Origin of the sequence: Paenisporosarcina sp. NPDC076907, assembly GCF_050269735.1 — a bacterium.
Taxonomy (GTDB): Bacteria; Bacillota; Bacilli; order Bacillales_A; family Planococcaceae; genus Paenisporosarcina.
In genome coordinates this window covers 153,181-169,135 of the sequence record NZ_JBNNIX010000004.1, presented here as the reverse complement: position 1 = coordinate 169,135, position 15,955 = coordinate 153,181, and the positions used below count along the sequence as shown (strand labels likewise).

Sequence of the window (15,955 nt, the reverse complement as noted above, 5' to 3'; positions counted from 1 at the left end):
ACGAGTTGTTATTTATATGACTTATTTATCACAAATGTTATATTTTCAAACATTTTATAGTCATTATTATTCAAGTCGATAATCCTATGGGCAGTATATCATAACCATTCAATATATTACATTTATTACCAAATTTTTTATTACGAATGTTTTTCAATAAATACAACTTTTAAATAGTCGCCCTCTTTAAAGTGTTCGATGGTTTTAAAGTCTTTCGGAAGAGAAAACTCTTCGCGAATTTTATAATTTTCACCAGATTGTTTAAACGCTTTTTCAATAAATCCCTTAAACTTTGTCATGCCAAATGTACTGCAGTTTGTTGAGGCGACAATTATGCCGTTTTTCTCCGTGATGGCAATTGCCTGCATAAGCAACTCTGGATAGTCTTTCCCTGCGCTGAAGGTATGCTTTTTCGAACGGGCAAAGCTTGGAGGGTCTAAAATCACCAAATCAAATTTCAATTCTTTTCGAACCGCATATTTAAAATAGTGAAAAACGTCTTCTACAATAATGTCTTGGGCTTCAAAATCAATTCCATTCACACTGAACTGCTCTATGGTTTTGCTTTTACTACGATTTGCAAGATCGACGCTCGTCGTTTTCACGGCTCCACCAAGTGCAGCTGCCACTGAAAATGCACCAGTATAAGAAAAGGTATTCAAGACACTTTTCCCTTTTGAATAATTATCCCGAATTGTTTTACGTACGTCACGTTGATCCAAGAAGATTCCAACCATCGCGCCATCGTTTAAATACACGGCAAAATTTATGTCATTTTCTTTTACAAGCAGTGGTTCGGGAGCCTTTTCACCCGAAATAAAATCTTCATCTTCCATATAAGAACCTTGAGATGCAAAACGTTTCTTTTCGTATAGCCCTTTTACGTCGACCAAATTGGATAATGCCTGAATCACTTCATTCTTAAACTGGTAAACACCTTCGCTGTACCAACTGATGACATAATATCCATCATAATAATCAATCGTAAAACCACCAATACCGTCACCTTCGCCATTAAAAATACGAAATGCAGTCGTTCTCTCGTCCTGGAATAATGACGTTCGATGTTCGATGGCCATTTTTAATTTCTGTTCAAAAAATGACACATCGAATGTTTCATGTTGATTTCGGCTCAATACCCATCCGCGACCCTTATTTTGTTTGCCGTAATAGCCTTTGCCTAGAAATCGTTGCTGATCATCAAAAAGCTCAATGATTGCCCCTTCCTCTTTTAAATCCTTCATATTTATAATTGCGTCTTCCGTAATGAGTGGATAACCCGCTTTCATATTTTTAGCAAATGAAGATTTCACTTTTAGCTTTATAGTTTGTTTCATAAAATCACCCTATCAATAGTTTTCTTTAGTTTACATCTGTTTCTGGTGAAAATCATATATCAGTCTGTTTAACGATGAATTTGCTTATCTTTTCAGTACTTTCTTTATTAGTTGAACCATATATTAGAGGAATATTTGTGTATTGGAAGGAGCTGAGTAATATTGGCCATAAAACCTCCACAACTGAAAACGGGTGACACAATCGGCGTTGTAACATTAGGGAGCCCATTAAGTGCCCAGATAATTGATGAAGGTATTGCCACATTAAAGAATATGGGTTTCAACGTGATTGTCGGAGATCATGCATATGATTCTACTGGTTTCCTAGCAGGGACTGCCGAAGAACGTGCTGCGGATTTGATGAAGATGTTTGAAAATAAAGCCGTTAACTGCATCCTACCTACCAGAGGAGGAGTTGGAGTTGCTGGCATTCTCCCTTTCCTTAACTTTAATGTCATCAAGCAAAATCCGAAAATCATTTCTGGATATAGTGACATAACGATTTTACTGAACGCTCTTTATGAGTACTCAGATTTAATTACTTTTCAAAGCTTATTGTTACTTGATTTCAACTCCCGTACCCCACCTTATAATTTCAACCAATATTTTGCTGCCACTTCAGCCATAACAGCGCCGTGGGAAATTGTGAACCCCCCAGAAATTCCATTCGTCAACAAAGTGTCTGGAGATGTCACCGGTCCGATTGTAGGGGGCAACCTTACTTCTTTTGTTGACACCTTGGGCACTTCTTTTGAGATAAATACTGAAGGAAAGATTCTGTGTCTCGAAGATACACATGAACCGATTAATACTGTCTTCCGTTATTTAAACCACTTAAAAATAGCCGGAAAATTCGAAGACTGCGTCGGCATTATGATGGGCGAATGTACAAATTGCGAACCAGCCTACGGTGTCACATACAATCAACTTATCGATGATTTTCTAGTTCCTTTAGGGAAACCATTATTAAGCAATGTGGCCACTGCTCACGGACGTTTCAAGGCAGCTATCCCGCTTGGAGCAAGAGTAAGGATGAACACAATTGAACGTAAGCTAACCGTACTTGAAGCCGTTGTGAGTCCATAAATTGTAAAAAAAAACCGATTGCATATGATTGCAATCGGTTTGTTGTATTTATTTTTTTAACAGGGAAGCCCATTCAGTTTCAAGCCACTTGTCAAATTCTCCGCCTTTTTCACCTTCGTACGCATCAAATACATCAAGTCTCATTTTTTTCAATTTCTCTTTAAACTCTTCGTATGAATGATCAGCAGGCAAACTCTTTTTAATGCGCAACAAAATTTTAGAAGTTCCTTTAATGATATCGAATTTTGTTTGCTTCGGTTTTTCAACATCTTCACCGAAATTTTTAAGTTGTCTGTAAGCTGCCTCTTGTACTTTAAAAACAGGATCGTTGTTCATACGGTTTGTAAGAACATCAATCACTTTACTGTGCTTGTGCTGGCCCAATTCTTCAACTGCATCAAAACGCGCTCTCCAACTAGAGGTGCGGTTTGCTTCCTTTTTCAGTTCTTCGTAATTTTCTGGTAGTTCATTTTGTACTTTGTTAGTCATGTATATCTATCTCCTTTAATAAAAAAACTCAGCACTTCTCAGCTGATGTTTTCTCATTTATTTATTATCGAAAAATTCATATTTGCTTATCAGTGTATATGAAACCATAGTGGATAAAAAACATTCAAGCAGTCTAAAGAATTTCCTATACTTAGTATTGTACCATTTTCTGAAGACTCACATACGCTGTTTCACGAATAGAGATGAATTAAAGTTATATTGACCGTTCTTTCTAATCAATATTTTCGATAATCTTTGGCAATTCCGACCAGTCTACAATTCTTGGAATGGTCAAATGCTGGTTGTAGGATTGATTCATAACAAAAGCTCTGAGCTGATCTGAAGTAAGCGTATTTAAAACATCTGGCTTATCATCAAAATAATAATCAAGTTGCAAGGATTGAATGATTTCGACTTTCTCCTGATCCTTCATGCCACAAAAGAATCGGTCATCTTGTACAGGAAACCCTTGTTCAATCATCCATTTTTTCGTACGTTCTCCATGTTTTCTTGGTCTAGCAGTTATATAGTAAATTTCATGCCCCTGGTTAGTCAGTTCTACCAATGCTTCGACAGCACCGGGATATGGTGGACATGCAGTATAATAAATTTCTTCCAAGGAACGATTCCACATGTCAGAACCCTGTTGTGCATCCAATCCGAAAGGTTCATGTATTTCAACTCTATTTAGTTCATGAAAAACGTCGATTGGTATATTTTGTTTTAAATTTTTATTATAAATATGAAAAGCATGTTCTCTCAATTTAATGAGTGTATCATCTATATCAAAGCCAAATTTCATTATCGAATCCCTCAATCTTCAATTCAAATTTTATATACTGGATATCCGGTAAATTTAAAATCTTTCCCGATTTTCATAAAATCAGTATCAACTAATTCAACAGCATCAGCCATTTTTTCAATTCCTGGACCTTCCATGAATGTAGGAGCAAGATAACCCCCGATTAATTTCGGTGCCATATAAATAATGGCTTTATCGATTAGTTTGTTTTCTAAAAAAGCAGCATTGATTGTTCCGCCACCTTCAATCAATACGGATGAAACCCCTTTTTCTCCCATTACCTTCATAACTTCAAGTGGGTTTACTTGTTTTGAATCTGAAGTAGAAAATACCGAAATACCCAATTTCTCAAGGGCATTTTTCTTATCTGTATCATAATTCGCACTGGTAAAAATCCAGGTATCTGCAAGTTTGTCTGTTACAACCTTGCTCTCCAAAGGAATTTTCAATGTTGAATCCAATATAATTCGGATTGGATTTCGTCCGTTTGGTATTCTCGTTGTTAATTCTGGGTTGTCCGCTATGACCGTATTAACTCCAACTAAGATAGCCAAGTTTTCATTTCGTAGTTTATGAACATCATTTCTTGCTTCTTCAGACGTAATCCATTTGCTATCAGAAGAGTGTGTGGCAATTTTTCCATCTAACGTAATGCCTGCTTTTAAAGTGACGAAAGGTCGATTTTCGACGATAAACTTATTAAATACTTCATTCATTTTCTTTGATGCATCTTCTTGAATGCCAACTATTACTTCAATTCCTGCATCTTCAAGAATTTTCACACCACGTCCTGAGACCATCGGGTTAGGATCGAGCGTTGCGATAACCACTTTCTTTAAGCCTGCTTCCACAATCGCCACTGCACAAGGACCCGTACGCCCGTGGTGGGAGCAAGGTTCGAGTGTGACATAAATAGTTCCCCCCCTCGCTTTGTCCCCTGCCATGCGCAGTGCATGAATTTCTGCATGAGGTTCGCCAGTTTTCAAATGAGCTCCGACACCAACAATTCGATTGTCATTTACAATGACTGAACCAACCAGTGGATTCGGATCTGTTTGGCCCTTCATTGCTCTTGCGTTATTAATGGCCAAATCCATATAAAATTCATGATTAGTCATTCGGACAAGTCCCTTCATCCTCGATTTCTAAGTGTCCCGAGCGTTTGATCTTCGTTTGCAAGTAAGCTTCATTGAATTCGGAAACATCTCCCCATAAAGGTGTACGACCTGAAATTGGCATACCGGCATCAACCAATGCAGCTAGTTTTTTCGGATTATTTGTCAACAAAGTAACGGGTTTAGCACGTAATACTTTGAGTACTTGGATGGCATCATCATAATTGCGAGAATCATCCACAAAACCGAGGCTTTCGTTCGCTTCCACTGTATCGTAGCCATTTTCCTGAAGTATATATGCCATGGCTTTGCTGAATAAGCCGATTCCTCTGCCTTCATGATTTGCTAAGTAAAACAAAGCTCCTGAACCATGATCGACAATCATTTGCATGGATTGTTTCAATTGAAATCCGCAATCACATCTTTTACTACCAAAAATATCACCAGTGTGACAAATGGAGTGCATCCTGATTAGGGCATCTTCATCATTTTCAAAGTCCCCATACACTAGGACGCTTGATTGCTGATATTCTGCAAGATTGGCAGAAGATAAATTATCGATGATTTGTTGAAAATCTTCGTTTTCATGCTTACTATTCAACCAGCAGTACCATTGGAATATGACCGTTTCCCCATACAAATTGACAGGTAGGCGAATGGGGCCGACTAAATAAACGGCACCATCATCTTTTTTTATTAATTTTATTTTATCTTTTAATATTGGAAGAGCTTCTTTGGAAACCATTTGAATATCGTTCATTCTATTTTCCCCCTTTTTCTAACTATCTATATAAGTTACTTTATGTAAGTAATTATATTTTCGTAACTCTAAATTGTCAAGTAAGCAAAGTGTCTAGATCAGAAATAGTTGTGTTTCCAAAAGAGATGAGTTATGGAATGTACAGCAGGACATTCAAAGAAAGTATAACTTCATCATTGAATAAAAAAGAAGATACAATTCATGATTAGACAAGCATCAATAATGGTTGCTTTTACTTATGCAAAACTGGAAATCTTGACTAAAAAGATTACTATTCTTTCGCTTTTTGAAATTCCACAATAAAAAGTTGGTCCATTACTGGAACCAACTTTTTAAGGCAAATTCTTTTCTGTACCGCCACCTACAGCATCCTTCGAAAGTGGCATTCCACAAGTTTGACAATCTTTATAAGGCTTTATCTATAAATGCCCATACCTATTTGGAGTAATTACGTCTAAATCCATTCTTTTTCAGTCACATCAAAATTCTTTTCTGCCCAAACGATTGCCTCTTCAAGTGATTGCAGATGATGATCGTCCTGAACTGTCCAGTCGCTATCACACATGAACAAATAATACCCACGTTCTTCTTCGTACTTTGTAATGGCTAACGCCGTTATTTGTACTTCAATTGTCTTGCCATCTTTTTCTTCAAAATACATCGTACTTAATTTTTGTGTTCCATCATTTTTCGTTTGTTTAATTACTTTTGCTCCATCCAGTTCATTCACCTTCGTCATAAGCTCATCCTCATTTCATTTTTTAGTTTAGTTTGTCTTTTGCTCTTCACGTTCTATTTTGGGATTCATCAAAGGTAGATGAAAAATCATGAATCGTTCATTTTCATTTTGATCATATAGCTCTGGTACTCTGACTTCTTTTAGAAATTTGAAGGTTGTCCTTGTTTCGAGAAACAAAAGATACGATGAGGATGGATAGTAAAGAATTAGGTCGATTGATCTTTTATGCTTATCCACCGAATCAAGAATATTTCCAACAAACTTCATGAAAATTTGTTCAGAAAAAGGATTGAAGAAATAGAATACATCATCTCTGGAATCGATTTTGTAGTCCTCAGCAAGACATCGTTCGAATGTAATTAGTCCCTTCGTTTTCTTCCCATTTATATCGTAGCTCTGCAAATTTTCTAGTGCATCTTGATAAAGTTTGCCACTCATTTCAATCCCTAGAGTTGGTATTTGAAAATGATGATGAATATAAAAAGACAGTCGACCTTTGCCACACCCAACATCCACTATTCGATTGCCCTTTGTTAATTCATAATGGTTGAACAGTTCATCTAAAGCACTATAGGGTGTTGCTTCATATCGATTATAATGCACGGACTGATTCAGCACTTCGAGTGTTCCTGCCGTTTTAATACGAAGCGTTCTATCCATTTCCTTCTCACTCATGAAAAACCCTCTATTCCTGCATTATAAACAATGCATTTGTTCTTCTGCCTGCTCCCAAGAAACTGTGTAGCCTTTTCCTTTTACGCAGAAAATCGAGGATGAACTATATTCAGGGTCTGCATCTTTATTGTAAGCAATTCTCTGAATGACTTCTTCTTCGTTATGACATCGCCCATATCCACCGAACAACAAATTAAGTACACCTTTTCCTTGTGTAAAAGAAGCAAGTTCCGCTGCGTAGTTCATAAAGGTTGCCACTGGGACCTTTCCAGTCAAAATCACTTTCTGTCCTTCAGTTTTAGGTGAATCAAAGCTCCCATGCGCCATTTGAATATCAGAAAGTACTTTTCCCATTTGATCCAAGTCAACTTTTATCCTAAAGTCATAAAAGGGCTCCAGCAAAAGATTTGATGCTTTTTCCATTCCCTGCCTCAATGCCCTGTATGTGGCTTCCCGGAAATCTCCGCCAGACGTATGCATATTGTCGGCTCGTCCTGTTAGTAATGTTACCTTAATATCTGTCAACGGTGAACCGGTTAACAAACCGTTATGCGCCTTCTCCAATAAATGATGCTTGACCAAGTTTTGATTGCCCACCGACAAGTGATTCGCATGACAGACATTATCAAATGTGATACCACTGTTTCTCTCAGCAGGTACCATTTTCAAATGCACTTCGGCATAATGTTTCAATGGCTCAAAATGCCCGTACCCTATGGTAGTCGAGTCAATGGTTTCTTTATAAAGTATTTGCGGTTCTTCAAATTCAACTTCAAAATGAAATCTTTCTGCGACCAGCTGTTTCAAAATTTCCAATTGAATTGCACCCATCACATGAATATGAATTTCCTGGAGACGTTCCTCCCAAATCACATTCAACGATGGATCTTCCACATCCAGTAGTTGAAAACACTTCAATGCATCTTTTATATGAACAGACGGAGGAATGACAATTTTGGATTTTAATGTCGGTACCATTTCATATTCAGCTTTCCCGTATAAAGTTCCTAATCCATCTCCTGAAACTGCATTTGTCAATCCTGAAACTGCAAAAAGTTCACCGGCCTTGACATGTTCTACCGTTTTGAATTTATTCCCATTGTAGACCCGTATTTGTGTGATTTTTTCCGTTAATGCTTGCTCTATCGGACCATATGTTATTTCATCTCTAACGCTCAAAGTTCCGCTTAATAATTTTATGAAAGTGATTCTTGTACCTTTTTCATCATGCCTAACTTTATACACTCTCCCAGAGAATGCTTCATCACTTGAATATTGCGTCTTGGTCAATTGATGAAATTTATCCAGAAATTCAACTACACCGATATCCTGCAAGGCTGACCCACTGGCACACGGAAAAACTTTATTTTCCTTAATCAAGGCCTTCATTGCGTTTAGCCATAATTCTTTATCATAGCCATTATCCATATAGAGTTCTAAAAGATCTTCATTGCGTTCCGCTATAAATTCTATTAGGGTTTCTGTCATTTCTCCTTCATAAAAAGATTGAGTGATATCAATGACGTCCGTTGAAAAGTCTTCCTGAATTTCTTGCACCACGTTTTTCACATCTGCCCCTGTACGATCCGTCTTATTAATAAAGAAAAATGTAGGAACATCATGTTTTTGAAGCAACTGCCAGATTGTTGCCGTATGTCCTTCAATACCTTCGACGGCACTTAAAATAACAATGGCATAATCCATTACTTGAACAGAACGTTCCATCTCAGGAGAAAAATCCACGTGTCCTGGATTATCAATCAAATAATACGTTGAATCTTTATATGTAAATATAGCTTGATCTGCGAATACAGTAATTCCTCTTTGTCTCTCAATATCATGGCTATCGAGGAAAGCGTCTTTATGATCCACACGCCCTCTTTGCTTAATACTTTTCGTATGATATAGAATTTGCTCGGACAATGTTGTCTTCCCTGCATCGACATGTGCAAACACACCTATTGTTTTATTCATCACAGCCACCTCTTACGTCAATTCTATCTTACAATTTATAAAAGATAAAAGCAGATACCTAAAAGGCATCTGCTTCACATAAGATTTGAATTCCAGGTTGACAGTTTAGCCTTCCAAGTTGCACAAAATGAAAACAGCCATGATATTTCATTTGAAGATTGTCCAAGGAATAGAATTCCAGGTAGACAGTTTGGTCATCTAGGTAGACAGAATGGAATTCCAGGTAGACACTTTCGAATTCCAGGTTGACAGTTTAGCCTTCCAGGTTGCACAAAATGGAAACAGCCCACTTTACTTCTTCTTCTGTTGTTCTGGAAAGACTTGCTCACTGCCGAATTCAGCTTGTTCGCTTCCCACAGTTTTTGCAATCAATTGTTTCACTTGATTGAATGTTAAACCTGAATTTGCGTTATTCCTTTTGACCTCTTCAATATCGGTTCCCGATTGTGTAAATGCACCGGGCTTGTTTTGATTATTCGTCATAAAATGACACCTCCGTTTCGATTTCTTTTATGTTTTCTCAAAACGGAGATTTTACTCTAAATTTAAGTTAAGTATTTTTCAAGTGGTTTCCAATCCACCTTTAGCGATCGCTATTTCGTATGATTAAATGTAGCCATTGATTCGAGATTTACCTTCTTCAATAATTTCTTTTCTTAAACCATCTATGGCTTCTTCACGACGTTCGTTTTTTTCCTTGATGGCGGCAAGTTCTTTCCCTTCAGCAAACGCCATTGCTTCTTCTGCTGCTTCCATATTGTCAATCGTTTTGTTAAGTCTTTCTTTGTTATCAGCTGAATCATTTGGCAGTGGTCTAGGCATCACAAATCCTCCTTCAATTGAATATTAGTCAAGAGTTAGCGTTCCCACATTACTGAATATTATCCTTTAATTCAATTAGAAATGATAAAAAAACACCGCAAATTAACATGCGGTGTTTATGGGTATTTATATTTAATTGATTTTCTACATCACTTTACAAATATTCCTACTTATTCAACTTGGAATTTTTTTGTGAGTAAACAAAGTAGATGACGACACCAATTAGCAACCAAATAACGAAACGAATCATTGTTTCTTGTCCTAATTGGAGAATTAAAAACCCACAGAACAGAATAGCTAACCCTGGGATTACCGGAACAGCAGGACAACGGAAAGCGCGTGGTAAATCCGGTTGTTTTACTCGTAACACTATAACAGCGACTGAGATTAGAACGAACGCTGATAACGTTCCGATGTTGACTAATTTTGCAAGTTCATCTAAAGGTATTAATGCCCCGAATAGTGCAGCAACGAATCCAAAGAACCAAGTTGCTTTATAAGGTGTACGGTATTTTTCATGTATATTTGAAAAGAACGCTGGCATTAAACCATCTCTCGACATCGCAAACATGATACGTGTCTGGCCGTATAACATGACCAACATAACCGTTGTCATTCCCAAAATTGCACCTATATCAATAATTCCAGCAATCCAATCTTGACCTGAATATTGCAACACTAAAGAAATTGGGTGATCAATATTTCCTTCGAATTGTTGGAACGGCACAACACCAGTCATGATGGCGGTAACAATCACGTAAAGAACTGTACAAATAATTAATGATAAAAGAATGCCTCGTGGTAAATCACGATTTGGATTTTTAGTTTCTTCTGCAGCTGAAGCAATTGCATCAAATCCAATAAAAGCAAAAAACACAAGAGCAGCTGCAGAAAATACGCCATCAAAACCAAACGGCAAAAATGGTTGCCAATTTTCAGGCTTAACATAAGAAAACGCAGCAGCAATAAATATTAGTACAACTGCAACTTTAATGACTACCATGATATTATTGATTCGTTTTGATTGCTTGATTCCGATTGAAAGTAAAAATGTAATTAGCATTACAATTATAAATGCTGGAAGATTAAAAAATGTTTTAGTCCCTTCAAGCGCTCCAGGAGCTGCTGAAAGAACAGTCGGTAAATTAATACCAAATCCGCTTAAGAGTGATTGGAAATAGCCTGACCAGCCTACAGAAACGGCACTAACCGCCAGTAAATATTCAAGTATTAAATCCCACCCAATAATAAATGCAATGAATTCACCTAATGTCGTATAAGTGAATGTATAAACTGAGCCGGAAACTGGTACTGTCGAGGCAAATTCAGCATACGACAATGCTGCAAATAAGCATGCAAGTCCTGCAATAACGAAAGACAATGTTAGACCAGGTCCAGCGGTTAATGCTCCAGCTCCAGTTAAAACAAAAATTCCTGTTCCGATAATGGCACCAATGCCTAGCATCGTTAAATCAAATGTTCCTAGTTCTTTTTGTAATGTATTACCTTGTGAAGAAGCGTGCAATAAATCCTGAATGCTTTTCTTTCTAAATAACTTGTTAGCCATAATCTCATTCCTTTCCAGTGTCAAAGGTGCGTTAAACTTTTTCCTTGTTGATTCGACAAATTTCGCAAAATACTTACAACAATCTCCTAAACTGAAATTGTTTGAAGCTTAGAGTGTTTCATTCCTTAAATCAACTTTTACAGTTTTTGTAAAATCTTTGTAAAATTCAAACGATTCACTCTTTTCATTTTCGCAATCATAACATAAGAAAAATCAGTATGTATATACAAAAATTCAAATTTATCAGTCATTTGTACATGTAATTTTTCCCTTTACATTCAGCATTTTCAAACTTACATAAGGAAAACATTAAAACTCGATAACGGAATTTATAAAAAAATCCCGGCTCAACTGTAGAGCCGGAATTTTTTAAGCTTGCTTTAATTCCAGTCTGCGTGCAACTAAGGATAAAGCAAAGTTAATGATAAAGTACATCAAGGCAATAGTGACGAAAATAGGTGTGACACCCGATCCGTTCTGTGCGTATAAAATTTGAGCGTTATGCAATAGTTCCGGCAACGCGATGACGACAGCCAAAGATGTATCCTTAAGAAGGGAAATAAATTGACTGACAATCGGTGGAACCATTCTTCTTAGAGCTTGAGGCATGATGATATAACGTAATGTCTGTATGTAATTCAAGCCAGACGATCGTCCTGCTTCAATCTGTCCTTTTTCAATGGAATTCAATCCACTTCGGATGATTTCCGATAGCATCGCGGATTCAAAAATCGTTAACGCTACAATGGCAGCTGTCATTATTTCCATATCAATTCCGATTTCAGGCAACGCGAAATAGGTAAAGAAAATAATCAACAGTAAAGGAAGGTTACGAATTGTCTCCACAACCAATGCAACTACTTGTGAAAGAACAGGAATCTTCGCATATCTGATTGTCCCCATCAGACCACCAATAATAAAGCTAAGCACAATTGAAATGGCAGCTACCTTAAGTGTGACCCAAAAGCCTTCGAGTAAAAATTTTATATTTTCTGGAGTTAATACTTCAGTGAACGGTGCCAGGAAATCCATCTATGCACCTCCTTAATTACTTCTAGCCAGGCGTTTTTCCAAAAATCCTACGCCAAAACTTAAAGGTATAGTCAAAATCAAATAAAACAATGCTACGAAAATATAAGTATCAAAAGTGGAGAATGTCTTTGCAGATATTAAATCCCCTTGATACATCAAATCCCCACCCGCTACGACGGCTAATAGTGATGAATTTTTAACCAAATTGATGAATTGATTGCCAAGCGGCGGGATAACAATTTTTATTGCCTGTGGCAGGATGACAGTCCTCATTGCTTGTCCATAAGTCAATCCTGATGATCTTGCAGCTTCCATTTGACCCTTTGGAACTGACATAATCCCTGCACGAATTGCTTCAGCAATAAAAGCCGCTGTGTAAACAGTCAGTCCTATAATCCCTGCCGTCATTCCACCATAACTACCAGCCAAGTAAGTGAAAAACACAATGACCAGAACAGGGATGTTACGGACAAATTCCACATATGCCGTTCCAATCCAGTTTAGCGGTTTAAATGGTGCAATTCGCATAACTGCAATAAGAGTTCCTAGAATAAAACTACATACTAATGCTATTAAACTAGCAATAACGGTAATTTTAAATCCTTCCAAAAATAAATCCATATTATCTGTCAGTATCGAGAAATCCAGCAAACGATCTCCTCCTAATTAATCAGGATGAGCAGTCCGTAATTCTACTTACGGAATACTGCCCATCCTGACAAGAAACCTAATATAAATAATTATTTCTTAATCCATTTATCTTTGATTTCATCATATTTTCCTGAGTCCTTTAAGCTTTGTAATGCTTTGTTTAACTCATCGACAAGTTCTTTATTTCCTTTTTTAACAGCAATTCCATAAGGCTCTTCCGTGAAAGTTCCACCGACAAGTTCAAATGATGGATCTTCTTCAGCCATACCATAAAGGATAGCATCATCAGTAGTCAGGGCATCACCCTTACCAGATTTTAATGCTGTAAAAGCTTCAGCATAGTTTTCAAACTCAAGAACTGTCGTTTCGGGAGCTTTCTCACGAATATTTATTGCAGATGTAGAGCCTTTAACAGCAAGCACTTTAGTTCCTTTTGTTAAGTCTTCAATGCCCTTAATTTTACTTCCCTTTTCTACAAGCAATGATTGTCCTGCATCAAAATAAACATCCGTAAAATCAACTTCTTTTTTACGCTCTTCATTAATTGTCATCGTAGCGACAACCGCATCGATTTTACCATTATTTAAGAGCCCTACTCGCGTTTTAGAAGTAACTTCTTTGTACTCAGGTTTAACATCCGGACCGAACATTTCTTCTGCTAGTGCTTTGGAAAGATCGATATCAAAACCTTCAACTTCACCCGTTGAAGGATTTTTCAATCCAAAAAGACGAGTATCGTATTTTACACCAAACACAATTTTTTTGTCTTCTTTGATTTTGGCAAGTACATCTTTGTCCTCACTTGCCTTATCGTCCCCGCCGCAACCAGCAAGAACAATAGCGACCATTGTAGATACAAAAGCCATTTTTAATAGTTTTTTTGTTTGAAACATTCCATTTACCCCCTATTAATGATTTAAAATACGACCGAGGAACAGACGAGCCCGTTCTTCACGGGGATTCTCGTAGAATTCAGCCGGAACTGCTTCTTCTAAAATTCTTCCTTCATCCATAAATACAATTCGGTCCGCAACCTCTTTTGCGAACCCCATTTCATGAGTAACTACAGCCATCGTCATTCCCTCTTTTGCAAGGGTTTTCATAACATCCAGAACCTCACCAATCATCTCAGGATCAAGTGCCGAAGTCGGCTCATCAAAAAGCATGATTTCGGGTTTCATAACCAGACCACGAGCAATTGCCACACGTTGTTGCTGGCCACCAGATAGCTGGGAAGGGAAAGCATCTGCCTTTTCAGATATACCTACTTTATCCAAATAGTACATAGCCGTTTCCTTAGCTTCTTTTGCCGATTGCCCTAAAACTTTCATTGGTGCTAGCATGATGTTTTCAAGCACTGTTTTGTGTGGATATAGATAAAAATGCTGAAATACCATACCGATATTGCGTCTTAGTTTATTGATATCCGTTTTTTTATCTCCTACTGATACCTCATTTACAGTAAGGGTCCCTTCAGAAATTGTTTCTAACCGATTCATACAGCGCAGCAATGTACTTTTCCCTGAACCCGAAGGTCCAATGATGACAACTACTTCGCCCTTATTGATTGTGAGATTGATATCTTTCAAAACGTGAAAATCTCCAAAGTACTTATTTACGTCTTTAAATGCAATCATTCTTTACCTCCTGAATTTTAACTCTTATGTATATATACTCTATTCATTCTAACGAAAATTTTCAGAATTAATAAAATTATATTCACTACCTAATGCAATAGTCAAATACTATGTTATTTTTCCTGGTTTTTGTCTTTAAGTCCTCAATTCCTAAACATTATGTATATTAACTAAATATTCATATACCTCAAAATTGATTTATTAAACCAATATTAATAATAAAAAATTATTTAGAATATTAATTTTATTTGAAAATCGATATACTTTCGTTAAGAATCAAATCCATTTATACTAGGGATCATATTATTGTTTTTATAAGCTTCACGATTTATATAATATTACTTAATTAAAGGGAGCATGATTATGCAACGTGTAGAGCTAACAGAAGATTTATCATTTTCAAGAATCATTCATGGATTATGGCGTCTTTCCGAATGGAATATGACAAACGAAGAAGTTTTAGAGCTTATAGAGGAGTGTTTAAAAGCTGGTATAACAACGTTTGATCATGCCGATATTTATGGGAATTATACATGTGAAAAAATGTTTGGGGATGCCCTTGCTTTAAAGCCGGAACTTCGAAATCAAATGGAACTTGTCACGAATTGTGGCATTAAACTCGTTTCCGACAATCGTCCAGATCATCGAGTCAAATCTTACGATACAAGTAAGGAACATATTTTGGCTTCGGTCAATCAATCATTGACTAACTTTCAAACCGATTATATCGACGTCCTGCTTATCCATCGTCCCGATCCATATATGAACCCAGCAGAAGTGGCTGAAGCCTTTACTCAACTGAAAAATGAAGGCAAAGTCCGTCATTTCGGGGTTTCTAACTTTAAACGCTCACAGTATAAAATGCTTCAATCCTACCTAGATTTCCCGCTTGTCACCAATCAAATTGAACTATCCGCATACCAACTGGAGAATTTTGAGGATGGAACGCTTGATTTATGCCAGGAAGAACGTTTAGCACCTATGGCTTGGTCACCTTTAGCTGGAGGGGAAATCTTCAAGTCTCAAGATGAGAAGACGATAAAGTTGCGGAGTAAGCTTGAAGAAATCGCAATTGAAGTTGATGCTCAGGGCATTGACGAAGTTCTTTATGCATGGTTACTTAGCCACCCAGCACATATTATGCCAATAGTAGGCTCAGGCAAAATGCCACGGATTGAGTCAGCTATAAGAGCTCTCGATTTAACTTTAACAAGAGATCAGTGGTTTGATATTTTACAGGTCGCGATGGGAAGAGAAATTGCCTAGATT

17 protein-coding genes are annotated in these 15,955 nt (G+C 37.1%); 2 read left to right on the top strand and 15 right to left on the bottom strand.

Annotated features, from left to right (window positions below; all coding sequences use genetic code 11):
• Positions 1-140 precede the first annotated feature (140 nt).
• Positions 141-1,337, bottom strand: a complete 1,197-nt coding sequence (locus ACQKEV_RS13895) for a class I SAM-dependent rRNA methyltransferase (RefSeq protein WP_427446993.1) — start codon at positions 1,335-1,337, stop codon at positions 141-143.
• A gap of 162 nt (positions 1,338-1,499) precedes the next feature.
• Here ACQKEV_RS13895 and ACQKEV_RS13890 point away from each other — a divergent pair, with 162 nt between their 5' ends.
• Positions 1,500-2,423 carry a S66 peptidase family protein gene (locus ACQKEV_RS13890; protein ID WP_427446991.1) on the top strand — a complete coding sequence of 308 codons (924 nt, stop codon included), beginning with the start codon at positions 1,500-1,502 and terminating at the stop codon, positions 2,421-2,423.
• Positions 2,424-2,471: 48 nt separating this feature from the next.
• Here ACQKEV_RS13890 and ACQKEV_RS13885 read toward each other — a convergent pair whose 3' ends face one another.
• The 14 genes from ACQKEV_RS13885 to ACQKEV_RS13820 all read right to left on the bottom strand — a co-directional run bounded on the left by ACQKEV_RS13885 (position 2,472) and on the right by ACQKEV_RS13820 (position 14,686).
• On the bottom strand, positions 2,472-2,912 hold the full coding sequence (locus ACQKEV_RS13885) for a HEAT repeat domain-containing protein (RefSeq protein ID WP_427446989.1): 441 nt from the start codon (positions 2,910-2,912) through the stop codon (positions 2,472-2,474).
• A gap of 232 nt (positions 2,913-3,144) precedes the next feature.
• Positions 3,145-3,714: a 5' nucleotidase, NT5C type gene (locus tag ACQKEV_RS13880; RefSeq protein WP_427446987.1), complete on the bottom strand. Its 570-nt coding sequence runs from the start codon at positions 3,712-3,714 to the stop codon at positions 3,145-3,147.
• 23 nt (positions 3,715-3,737) lie between these two features.
• Entirely contained in the window at positions 3,738-4,832 is a 1,095-nt protein-coding gene (gene ribD / locus ACQKEV_RS13875) for a bifunctional diaminohydroxyphosphoribosylaminopyrimidine deaminase/5-amino-6-(5-phosphoribosylamino)uracil reductase RibD (RefSeq protein WP_427446984.1), read from the bottom strand.
• Complete coding sequence (locus ACQKEV_RS13870) at positions 4,825-5,589, bottom strand: GTP cyclohydrolase II (RefSeq protein WP_427446982.1); 765 nt, start codon at positions 5,587-5,589, stop codon at positions 4,825-4,827. The genes ribD and ACQKEV_RS13870 overlap by 8 nt, the downstream gene beginning before the upstream one ends.
• A 454-nt stretch (positions 5,590-6,043) precedes the next feature.
• Positions 6,044-6,328, bottom strand: a complete 285-nt coding sequence (locus tag ACQKEV_RS13865) for a hypothetical protein (RefSeq protein ID WP_427446979.1) — start codon at positions 6,326-6,328, stop codon at positions 6,044-6,046.
• Positions 6,329-6,355: 27 nt separating this feature from the next.
• Complete coding sequence (locus tag ACQKEV_RS13860) at positions 6,356-7,003, bottom strand: SAM-dependent methyltransferase (RefSeq protein WP_427446978.1); 648 nt, start codon at positions 7,001-7,003, stop codon at positions 6,356-6,358.
• A 21-nt stretch (positions 7,004-7,024) separates the two neighbouring features.
• Positions 7,025-8,977: a GTP-binding protein gene (locus ACQKEV_RS13855; RefSeq protein WP_427446976.1), complete on the bottom strand. Its 1,953-nt coding sequence runs from the start codon at positions 8,975-8,977 to the stop codon at positions 7,025-7,027.
• Positions 8,978-9,268: 291 nt separating this feature from the next.
• On the bottom strand, positions 9,269-9,460 hold the full coding sequence (locus ACQKEV_RS13850; RefSeq protein ID WP_427446975.1) for a hypothetical protein: 192 nt from the start codon (positions 9,458-9,460) through the stop codon (positions 9,269-9,271).
• Between the two features lie 123 nt (positions 9,461-9,583).
• Entirely contained in the window at positions 9,584-9,799 is a 216-nt protein-coding gene (locus ACQKEV_RS13845; protein ID WP_427446973.1) for a small, acid-soluble spore protein tlp, read from the bottom strand.
• 166 nt (positions 9,800-9,965) lie between these two features.
• Positions 9,966-11,366 carry an amino acid permease gene (locus tag ACQKEV_RS13840; protein ID WP_427446971.1) on the bottom strand — a complete coding sequence of 467 codons (1,401 nt, stop codon included), beginning with the start codon at positions 11,364-11,366 and terminating at the stop codon, positions 9,966-9,968.
• 369 nt (positions 11,367-11,735) lie between these two features.
• Positions 11,736-12,398 carry an amino acid ABC transporter permease gene (locus ACQKEV_RS13835; RefSeq protein ID WP_427446969.1) on the bottom strand — a complete coding sequence of 221 codons (663 nt, stop codon included), beginning with the start codon at positions 12,396-12,398 and terminating at the stop codon, positions 11,736-11,738.
• A gap of 12 nt (positions 12,399-12,410) precedes the next feature.
• Entirely contained in the window at positions 12,411-13,049 is a 639-nt protein-coding gene (locus ACQKEV_RS13830; RefSeq protein ID WP_427446968.1) for an amino acid ABC transporter permease, read from the bottom strand.
• Between the two features lie 89 nt (positions 13,050-13,138).
• The gene (locus ACQKEV_RS13825) at positions 13,139-13,942 is read right to left on the bottom strand and encodes a transporter substrate-binding domain-containing protein (protein WP_427446967.1); all 804 of its coding nucleotides are present in this window, start codon (positions 13,940-13,942) and stop codon (positions 13,139-13,141) included.
• A 15-nt stretch (positions 13,943-13,957) separates the two neighbouring features.
• Complete coding sequence (locus tag ACQKEV_RS13820; RefSeq protein WP_427446966.1) at positions 13,958-14,686, bottom strand: amino acid ABC transporter ATP-binding protein; 729 nt, start codon at positions 14,684-14,686, stop codon at positions 13,958-13,960.
• 363 nt (positions 14,687-15,049) lie between these two features.
• Between ACQKEV_RS13820 and ACQKEV_RS13815 the strand changes: the two genes are divergently transcribed.
• Positions 15,050-15,952, top strand: a complete 903-nt coding sequence (locus ACQKEV_RS13815) for an aldo/keto reductase (protein ID WP_427446965.1) — start codon at positions 15,050-15,052, stop codon at positions 15,950-15,952.
• The last annotated feature ends 3 nt before the right edge of the window (positions 15,953-15,955 follow it).

Coding starts and splice junctions, on each gene's coding strand:
- ACQKEV_RS13895 (WP_427446993.1), bottom strand. CDS start 1,337: ATGAAACAAACTATAAAGCTAAAAGTGAAATCTTCATTTGCTAAAAAT.
- ACQKEV_RS13885 (WP_427446989.1), bottom strand. CDS start 2,912: ATGACTAACAAAGTACAAAATGAACTACCAGAAAATTACGAAGAACTG.
- ACQKEV_RS13880 (WP_427446987.1), bottom strand. CDS start 3,714: ATGAAATTTGGCTTTGATATAGATGATACACTCATTAAATTGAGAGAA.
- ribD (WP_427446984.1), bottom strand. CDS start 4,832: ATGACTAATCATGAATTTTATATGGATTTGGCCATTAATAACGCAAGA.
- ACQKEV_RS13870 (WP_427446982.1), bottom strand. CDS start 5,589: ATGAACGATATTCAAATGGTTTCCAAAGAAGCTCTTCCAATATTAAAA.
- ACQKEV_RS13865 (WP_427446979.1), bottom strand. CDS start 6,328: ATGACGAAGGTGAATGAACTGGATGGAGCAAAAGTAATTAAACAAACG.
- ACQKEV_RS13860 (WP_427446978.1), bottom strand. CDS start 7,003: ATGAGTGAGAAGGAAATGGATAGAACGCTTCGTATTAAAACGGCAGGA.
- ACQKEV_RS13855 (WP_427446976.1), bottom strand. CDS start 8,977: ATGAATAAAACAATAGGTGTGTTTGCACATGTCGATGCAGGGAAGACA.
- ACQKEV_RS13850 (WP_427446975.1), bottom strand. CDS start 9,460: ATGACGAATAATCAAAACAAGCCCGGTGCATTTACACAATCGGGAACC.
- ACQKEV_RS13845 (WP_427446973.1), bottom strand. CDS start 9,799: ATGCCTAGACCACTGCCAAATGATTCAGCTGATAACAAAGAAAGACTT.
- ACQKEV_RS13840 (WP_427446971.1), bottom strand. CDS start 11,366: ATGGCTAACAAGTTATTTAGAAAGAAAAGCATTCAGGATTTATTGCAC.
- ACQKEV_RS13835 (WP_427446969.1), bottom strand. CDS start 12,398: ATGGATTTCCTGGCACCGTTCACTGAAGTATTAACTCCAGAAAATATA.
- ACQKEV_RS13825 (WP_427446967.1), bottom strand. CDS start 13,942: ATGTTTCAAACAAAAAAACTATTAAAAATGGCTTTTGTATCTACAATG.
- ACQKEV_RS13820 (WP_427446966.1), bottom strand. CDS start 14,686: ATGATTGCATTTAAAGACGTAAATAAGTACTTTGGAGATTTTCACGTT.
- ACQKEV_RS13815 (WP_427446965.1), top strand. CDS start 15,050: ATGCAACGTGTAGAGCTAACAGAAGATTTATCATTTTCAAGAATCATT.